Origin of the sequence: Pararcticibacter amylolyticus, from assembly GCF_003130405.1 — a bacterium.
Classification (GTDB): Bacteria; Bacteroidota; Bacteroidia; order Sphingobacteriales; family Sphingobacteriaceae; genus Arcticibacter; species Arcticibacter amylolyticus.
This window is the reverse complement of sequence record NZ_QEAS01000017.1, coordinates 107,213-116,175: the sequence shown is the minus strand read 5'-3', so window position 1 is coordinate 116,175 and position 8,963 is coordinate 107,213. Positions and strand designations below refer to the sequence as shown.

At 45.3% G+C, this 8,963-nt stretch carries 7 protein-coding genes; all 7 read right to left on the bottom strand.

Annotation, left to right across the window (positions count from 1 at the left end):
* Positions 1-10 precede the first annotated feature (10 nt).
* A complete protein-coding gene (gene ilvA / locus DDR33_RS19005; protein WP_109417387.1) occupies positions 11-1,258 on the bottom strand; it encodes a threonine ammonia-lyase IlvA in 1,248 nt (415 codons plus the stop codon).
* 200 nt (positions 1,259-1,458) lie between these two features.
* Positions 1,459-2,520, bottom strand: a complete 1,062-nt coding sequence (gene leuB, locus DDR33_RS19000; RefSeq protein ID WP_109417386.1) for a 3-isopropylmalate dehydrogenase — start codon at positions 2,518-2,520, stop codon at positions 1,459-1,461.
* A 15-nt stretch (positions 2,521-2,535) separates the two neighbouring features.
* Entirely contained in the window at positions 2,536-4,029 is a 1,494-nt protein-coding gene (locus DDR33_RS18995; RefSeq protein ID WP_238387861.1) for an alpha-isopropylmalate synthase regulatory domain-containing protein, read from the bottom strand.
* A gap of 128 nt (positions 4,030-4,157) precedes the next feature.
* A complete protein-coding gene (gene leuD, locus DDR33_RS18990) occupies positions 4,158-4,754 on the bottom strand; it encodes a 3-isopropylmalate dehydratase small subunit (RefSeq protein WP_109417384.1) in 597 nt (198 codons plus the stop codon).
* Between the two features lie 41 nt (positions 4,755-4,795).
* Positions 4,796-6,193, bottom strand: coding sequence for a 3-isopropylmalate dehydratase large subunit (leuC, locus tag DDR33_RS18985; protein ID WP_109417383.1), 1,398 nt, complete (start codon positions 6,191-6,193; stop codon positions 4,796-4,798).
* A 56-nt stretch (positions 6,194-6,249) separates the two neighbouring features.
* Complete coding sequence (locus DDR33_RS18980) at positions 6,250-7,758, bottom strand: 2-isopropylmalate synthase (RefSeq protein ID WP_109417382.1); 1,509 nt, start codon at positions 7,756-7,758, stop codon at positions 6,250-6,252.
* 136 nt (positions 7,759-7,894) lie between these two features.
* Positions 7,895-8,963: ketol-acid reductoisomerase (gene ilvC / locus DDR33_RS18975; protein WP_262509945.1), on the bottom strand; the 1,069-nt coding region annotated here is incomplete at its 5' end.

Here is an 8,963-nt window from a genome sequence, read left to right as displayed (position 1 = left end):
AACATCCCCTTTAAACCAGATATTCAAACAGTGTCTGATCCTGGTTAATAGGTTTGTAATCAAAACGGTGCGCCTCCATACGCTGTATCAGGGCGGCGTAGTCATCGGCTGATTTGAGCTCGATTCCGACGAGAGCGGGCCCGCTTTCACGTTCTGTTTTCTTAATGAACTCAAAACGGGTAATATCATCGCCAGGCCCAAGGACATTATTTACGAACATCTTGAGAGCTCCGGGACGTTGAGGGAAGCGAATAACGAAATAGTGTTTCAGACCTTCGTACAGCAGCGAAAGCTCTTTAATCTCCTGCATCCGTTCGATATCATTATTGCCGCCGCTTACTATGCAGACCACCTTTTTGCCCTTTATCTGATCTGCACAAAGATCAAGTGCGGCTACAGATAAAGCGCCTGCCGGTTCAGCTACAATGGCCTCTTCGTTATAAAGCCTGAGGATAGTAGTGCAAACCTTCCCTTCAGGGACCAGGATTATTTGATCGAGAACATCTCTGCAAATGGGGAACGTAAGTTCACCAACACGTTTTACGGATGCCCCGTCAACAAACCGGTTAATTGATTGCAGTGTTTCCGGCCGTCCGGCTTCAAACGCTTTGTGCATGGAAGGAGCTCCTTCAGGCTCGACCCCCAGCAGCCGGACAGACGGGTTTACCTGCTTGAGATAGCTGCCGGTGCCCGCAGCCAAGCCGCCGCCGCCCACGGGAATGATGACGATATCTGTATCAGGAAGATCTTCCATGATTTCTACAGCCACTGTACCTTGTCCCTCAATAATATTGTAATTATCAAAAGGAGGTACAAAGGTCATTTGGTTCTCGTCTGTATAGGCCAGCGCTTCCTTAAGGCAATCATCAAAGGTATCGCCAACCAGTATGATCTCAATCATCCCGTTACCGAACATCCTGGTCTGATCGATCTTCTGTTTAGGAGTTATCTCGGGCATGAAAATTACGCCCCGCGTGTTTAGTTCCCTGCACGAGAAAGCCACGCCCTGGGCATGATTGCCGGCACTGGCGCATACAACACCTTTAGAAAGCTGTTCTTCGCTAAGCTGGGAGATCATATTATAGGCTCCGCGCAATTTGTATGACCTGACTGCCTGAAGATCTTCCCGTTTGAGGAATACCTGGCAATCATATTTTTCAGAAAGGCGGGCGTTATATATTAGTGGCGTACGTTTAATAACCGCCTTTAAGCGTTCCCGCGCTTTTACAGGATCGGAAGTATAGAGATAATTACTCATTTTTTGTCTTTGCTAGTGCGAATGTAGGGATCATTATAGATAGTTACAATTCAGGGCCTGAAATGACCTGTTGCCAGGAAAAGAATTGTAAATCAAAGGTTCTTTAAATTATGAAAGCAGAGACGGTAAGCAATCGCGTATTAACAGAAAATCCCCCTTACCTGCTAGAGGAAGGGGGAGAGGAGGCAATTGTGTAGCTTTTATATATTTTTTGCGAGCCAGTCGCCGACTTCACTGGTTTTGTAGGCTTTGTTGTCCTTTCCGGCAAGGTCTTCCGTCACGATGCCTTCAGTAAGTGACTTGTTCACTACCGATCTGATGAGTTCTGCTTCTTCCTTTAAACCGAATGCATCTTCAAACATCATTGCTGCCGATAATACCGTTGCCAGCGGATTCGCGATATCTTTACCCGCTGCCTGCGGATATGATCCGTGAATTGGCTCGTAGAGAGAAGTGTGGATGCCGACAGAGGCGGAAGGCATCAATCCCATTGACCCTGAGATTACAGAGGCTTCATCTGTGAGGATATCACCAAAAAGGTTCTCTGTAATGATGACATCATATGATTTAGGCCATTGAACCAGTCGCATAGCCACGGCATCAACAAACTCGTAGGTTACTTCCACTTCCGGGAAATCCTTTTCCATGTCCTGCACGGTCTCCCTCCACAGACGTGAACTTTCAAGCACGTTGGCTTTATCCACACAGCACAATTTCTTCCCGCGCGTCATGGCAAGTTCGAACCCGAGCTTAGCAAGTCGTTGGATTTCTTCACGGGTATAGGTACATGTATCAAAAGCTGTATTGCCATCATCTTTTCTTCCTCTTTCGCCGAAGTAAATGCCTCCGGTTAATTCCCGCAGGATAATTAAGTCGGTACCTTCAATTCTTTCTCTCTTTAAAGGTGAATTGTCAATTAAAGAAGGAAATGTGAAGGTCGGACGAACATTGGCATAAAGACCAAGTTTTTTTCGCATCTTAAGCAATCCCTGCTCAGGGCGTACAGTAGCTTTAGGATCATTATCAAAGCGGGGATGACCAATGGCGCCAAATAAAACGGCGTCTGCCGCCATACATACTTCATGGGTTTCATCAGGATAAGGTTCGCCAACCGCATCAATAGCTACGGCTCCGGTTAAAGCAGAAGTCCAGTTCACTTCATGGTTAAACTTTGCAGCAACTGCATTTACTACTTTAACTGCCTGATCTACTACTTCAGGCCCAATTCCGTCTCCTGCTAAAAGGGCTATATTTAACTTCATTGTATGGTTTATTTTCTATATAATGTTTAACATTTTTTGAGTTGCTTTAATAGCACAAACTGTTTGATCTGAATCCAGTCCCCGGGTAATAAAGGTTTTATCACTTGTCTCCCATGTTATTACTGTTTCGCATAAAGCGTCGGAATTACTGCCCGGTGCAATCCGTACCGTGTAATCTACCAGTTTGGGAAGGTGCATGTCCTTCTTTGCATAAACTTTAGTCAGCGCGTTCATAAAAGCATCAAACTGACCGTCGCCCTGCGCATGCTCTTCAAAAAGTTTACCGTTGATACAAACTGAAAGTGTAGCAGAAGGCCGGAGTCCTTTGGAATGCGTCAGAACATAGGACTCTACTATTACTTTTTCTTCGTAGAGTTTACTGTTGAGCACATCGGAGATAATATAGGGAAGGTCTTCTGTAGTGACAGCTTCCTTTTTGTCGCCCAGTTCGATAACGCGCTGCGTCACCTTTTTCAGGTCTTCATGGTTTAATTTCAAACCCAGCTCCTGGAGGTTCTTTTCAATGTTTGCCTTACCCGACGTCTTACCAAGTGCATATTTCCGTTTCCGGCCAAAGCGCTCAGGCAGCAGCGAGTTGCAGTAAAGGTTGCTCTTATTATCGCCGTCTGCATGGATTCCTGCCGTCTGTGTAAACACGCTTTCTCCAACAATGGGTTTATTAGCTGGAATTCTTACTCCCGAAAAAGTTTCAACCAGTTTACTTACTTTATAAATGGAGGATTCATTCAATGCAATTTCAGCTTCAGGAAGAAAATCGTTAATGACGGCAGCAACACTCGCCATAGGAGCATTTCCAGCTCTTTCTCCCATTCCGTTTACCGTTAGATGAAGGCCATTTATACCTGCTTTAACCGCTTCAAATACATTCGCAGTAGCCAGGTCGTAATCGTTATGTGCGTGAAAATCAAAATGGAGCAGGGGGTATTTTGCTCTGATAGACGCTATGAACACGGCCGTTTCTGCTGGCGTAAGAACGCCGAGTGTATCGGGCAGCATGATCCTTTTTACAGGTTGCGTTGATAAAAACTCTAGATACTCCCAGGTATAATCAGGCGAATGCCGCATCCCGTTACTCCAGTCTTCGAGATAGATGTTCGTATCAATTCCCTTTTCGCCGGCAGACTGAATAGCGGAAGCAATTTCGGTAAAGTGCTGTTCGGGCGTTTTTTTTAACTGATGGGTCAAATGGTTCAGTGAACCCTTTGTTAGCAAGTTCTGAACTCTTACGCCCGCCTTTTCCATCCATTCAATAGAAACGCCCTGATCTACAAAAGATAATACTTCTATCGCTTTGATGTAACCATTTTTTTCTGCCCAGTCTGTTATTGCTTTAACTGCTCCGAACTCTCCGTCGGAAACACGGGCGGATGCAACTTCTACACGGTCTACCCTGAGTTCGTCAAGGAGTAATTGTGTGATGGTTAGCTTTTCTGAAATAGAAAACGACACTCCTGATGTTTGTTCACCATCGCGGAGTGTAGTATCCATGATCTCAATTTTTCTTTTTTCCCCGTTTAGCTCGCTCATTGCTTAATTTCCTTCAACGCTTTAAATAAAAGGCGTTTCATTATTTGATTGAAACGCCTTTTTAAAGAGCACTTATCGTATGATTCTTTTTAGAATGGTAATTTCGAAGCGAATTCCTGGATCTCTCCCTTTATGTTCTGTAAGTAATCAATATCGTCAAAGCCGTTAGACAAATTGTCTTTTTTATAAGTACTGATGTCGAAGCTCTCGCTCTCTCCGGTGGCCAGAAGTGTAATGGTTTGTTCGGGAAGATTTACTTCCAGTTGTGTCTGCGGATCAGCGAAGACGGCATTGAATATCTTTTCGAGAAACCCGGCGCTAACCTGTACCGGCAATACCCCGATATTCAAGCAATTATTCCGGAATATATCAGCGAAAAAGCTGGAAACCACACATCTGAAACCGTAATCGTAAATAGCCCATGCCGCATGTTCTCTGGATGATCCGGATCCGAAGTTCTTGCCACCCACAAGTATTTTACCGCTGTAAACCGGGTTGTTCAGAACGAAATCAGCTTTAGGAGTATTGTCTGGATTGTATCTCCAGTCGCGGAATAAATTATCTCCAAATCCTACTCTTTCTGTTGCTTTCAGAAAGCGGGCCGGGATGATCTGATCAGTATCGACATTCTCAATAGGAAGAGGAACAGCGGTACTTTTTAAGACAGTGAATTTATCGTAAGCCATATTATTTCTTTGCGGGTAAATGAATGCCCGTGTGATTAGTATTATTGAATTAAAGTTCTTGGATCTGTTACCACACCCGTGACAGCAGCAGCTGCTGCGACCAGCGGACTTGCCAGCATAGTTCTGGCGCCGGGACCCTGGCGGCCTTCGAAGTTCCTGTTTGAAGTACTTACCGCATATTTACCGGCGGGCACTTTATCGTCGTTCATAGCCAGGCAAGCTGAACATCCTGGCTGACGTAAAGAGAACCCTGCTTCTGTCAGTACATCAAGGAGTCCTTCTTCTTTAATCTGTTCTTCAACGACATGCGATCCGGGCACGAGCCATACGGTAACATCATCTGCTTTATGCTTGCCTTTAACAACTGAGGCAAAAGCTCTGAAGTCCTCGATCCGGCCGTTCGTACAGCTGCCTACAAAAACATAGTCTACCTTCTTCCCGATCATCGGTTCGCCTTCATGGAAGCCCATATAGTGTAGCGACTTCTCATATGTGGCAACGCCGCCTTCCACTTCCTGTGCTTCAGGAATTCTACCGGAGATTCCCATGCCCATTCCGGGATTGGTTCCGTAAGTGATCATAGGTTCAATGCTGCTTCCGTCAAACGTAAATTCCTTATCGAAGGTAGCGTCAGCATCAGTCTTCAACGTCTGCCAGTAAGCCATCGCCCTGTCCCACGCTTCACCTTTAGGAGTGAACTCGCGGCCTTTGATATAATTGAATGTGGTTTCGTCGGGTGCAATCATGCCTCCGCGGGCACCCATCTCAATACTGAGGTTACAAACAGTCATACGGCCTTCCATGGTCATATTCTCGAATACTTCCCCGGCATACTCCACAAAATATCCCGTGGCGCCTGACGTAGTAAGCTTAGAAATGATAAAAAGAGCCACATCTTTTGGAGTGACGCCCTTGCTGAGGCTGCCCGTGATGTTAATCCGCATTTTTTTAGGTTTCGGCTGCATGATACACTGCGTGGAAAGTACCATTTCCACTTCGGAAGTGCCGATTCCAAAAGCGATAGCCCCAAAAGCACCGTGAGTTGAGGTATGCGAGTCGCCGCAAACAATGGTTGCACCTGGCTGTGTTATTCCGTTTTCTGGTCCCACAACGTGTACAATCCCATTTTTCTGGTGGCCAAGCCCCCAGTGCCTGATTCCGTAAGCGTCTGCATTTTCCTCGAGCGCCTTCAGCTGATTCGCAGAAAGGGGATCAGCCACAGGCAGGTGCTGATTGATTGTTGGTGTATTATGATCTGCGGTTGCAAATGTTCTTTCCGGATATAATACCGGGATTCCACGGGTCTTTAAACCCAGGAATGCTACGGGACTGGTGACTTCGTGGATTAAATGGCGATCAATAAATAACACATCCGGGCCGCCTTCAATGCTACGTACCACATGCGAATCCCACACCTTGTCAAATAATGTCTTGCTCATTTCTTAATCAAAATTATATTGTTTCTTAAACGGATCTCATCTGTGAAGAGATATATCTATACAAATTTATTCAGGGCATCGAGGTATGCATTAGCAGACGCTCTTACGATATCGGTGCTGAAGCCGTAGCCCATGTATGATTTATCCTCATGGATCACTCGCATGTCTACTTTACTTACATCGTCACTTCCTCCTTCGATTGCATGGATATTAAACTCTTTAATTTCTACATGATTGCCGAGTATGCTCTCAATTGCTTTTATCGTGGCGCTCACAGGTCCGTTGCCCGACGCTGTAGCTTCAATGTCTTCTCCTTTGTAATTTAGTTTTACTACGGCCTGAGGGTTTGTTTCCTCGCCGCAGACAACTTTCAGCGACTGAATTTTTACACCGTTTTTATATGTGGTGTCGTTTCCATTGCCCATCAGTAAAAGGAGATCATCATCTTTAATTTCCTTTTTCTTATCGGCCATTTCCAGGAAGCGCTCATAGGCATGGTCCAGATCGATACGATCTACAGAGTATCCCAGGCGTTCAAGGTGATGCTTAAGAGCATGCCTGCCGCTGCGGGCGGTCAGGATAATCTCCGACTGGTCGATACCAACGTCTTCCGGATTTATTATTTCATAAGTCTCGCGGTGTTTGAGCACGCCATCCTGGTGGATGCCCGAGCTGTGGGCAAATGCGTTTTTGCCAATAATGGCTTTGTTGGGTTGCACCGGCATTCGCATCATGCGGCTTACCATTCCGCTTAACTTATATAGATGCTGCGTGTTTATGTTGTTGTGAAGATTCAGGGACCGGTGTGTTTTAAGGATCATCACGACTTCCTCTAATGAGGTGTTCCCTGCGCGTTCTCCAATGCCATTAATCGTACATTCTACCTGACGGGCTCCATTCTGGAGGCCAGCCATGCTGTTTGCTGTAGCAAGGCCAAGATCGTTATGGCAGTGTACTGAAATAATGGCCTGATCAATATTTTTTACGTTTTCTTTCAGAAAGCGGATTTTCGCTCCATATTCTTCCGGCAGACAATATCCGTTTGTGTCGGGAATATTGACTACGGTTGCACCCGCCGCAATGACGGCTTCAATCATTTGAGCCAGATAAACATTATCGGCCCTGCCTGCATCTTCTGCATAGAACTCAACATCTTCAACAAACTTCTTCGCGTATTTTACAGCTTCTACAGCCCGTTCCAGGATCTCTTCCCTCGTACTGTTGAACTTGTATTTAATATGCATGTCTGAAGATCCAATACCGGTATGTATGCGCGGATGTTTGGCGTATTTTAACGCTTCGGCTGCGAGATCAATGTCTCCCTTTTTTGCACGACTCAGTGCGCAAATGATAGGCTCGCGAATTATTTTTGACAGTTCAATCACACTCTGGAAATCACCCGGACTGGAAATAGGAAACCCAGCCTCAATAATATCTACACCCAGCGATTGAAGAGCTTCCCCTATAATGATCTTTTCAGGTGTTGTAAGCTGAGAACCCGGTACTTGTTCTCCGTCGCGAAGTGTTGTATCAAAAATAAATATGCGGTTAGAATCGTGTAACATATTCTTGTTTTGTTCCCCGGCTTGCCGGGCTAAGCTTAAGTACTTGTTTTGAAATAGAATTAAGTATATATTAATTCGTACTGTAATGATAACAGAGGACAGGAAGTAGTCATACTTCCTGTCCTCTAATGATGGCTTATGCCTCTACTGATTGATTTTCAGGTCTCAGACTTCTTACAGTTTTACCGGCCTGCCATAATTCGCTTTCACGCAGTTCTGTTAATTCTGCTTCAAGCTTTTCACGGTAATCAGGCTGGCTGTTAAGATCGATCGACCTTTGTGATTCTTTTCCGGTAGCAACACTTTCGTATAGCTCTTCAAATACAGGTTTGGTAGCATCTTTGAACTTTTTCCACCAGTCGAGAGCTCCGCGTTGTGCTGTGGTTGAACAGTTTGCATACATCCAGTCCATTCCGTTCTCTGCTACAAGAGGCATAAGAGACTGTGTCAATTCTTCTACTGTTTCATTGAACGCTTCAGATGGAGTATGTCCTTTGCTGCGTAATACTTCGTATTGTGCAGCGAAGATACCCTGGATACAGCCCATCAGAGTTCCGCGCTCGCCTGTAAGGTCACTGAATACTTCTTTCTTAAAGTCTGTCTCGAAAAGATACCCGCTGCCAACAGCGATACCAAGAGCTACAACTCTTTCCCATGCCTTGCCAGTTGCATCCTGATAGATAGCGAAGCTTGAATTTAAGCCACGGCCTTCCAGGAACATTCTGCGTAAGGAAGTACCAGATCCTTTTGGTGCAACCAGGAATACGTCAACGCCTGCAGGAGGGATGATGCCAGTCTGCTCGTTGAAGGTGATTCCGAAGCCATGAGAAAAGTATAAAGCCTTACCAGGAGTTAAATGTTTCTGTACTGTAGGCCAGAGCTCGATCTGTGCTGCATCGCTAAGAAGGTAACAAATGATTGTTCCTTTTTCCAGAGCTTCTTCAATTTCGAAAAGAGTTTCACCGGGAACGAAACCGTCACGAACAGCTTTATCCCAGGATTTTGAGTTTTTACGCTGACCAACAATAACGTTAATTCCATTATCTTTTTGATTAAGCGCTTGTCCCGGCCCCTGAACACCGTAGCCAATTACCGCTACTGTTTCGCTTCTAAGGACTTCCTGTGCTTTTGATAACGGAAACTCTTCGCGGGTTACTACATTTTCTTCAACACCGCCGAAATTTAATTTTGCCATGATTCTTTGT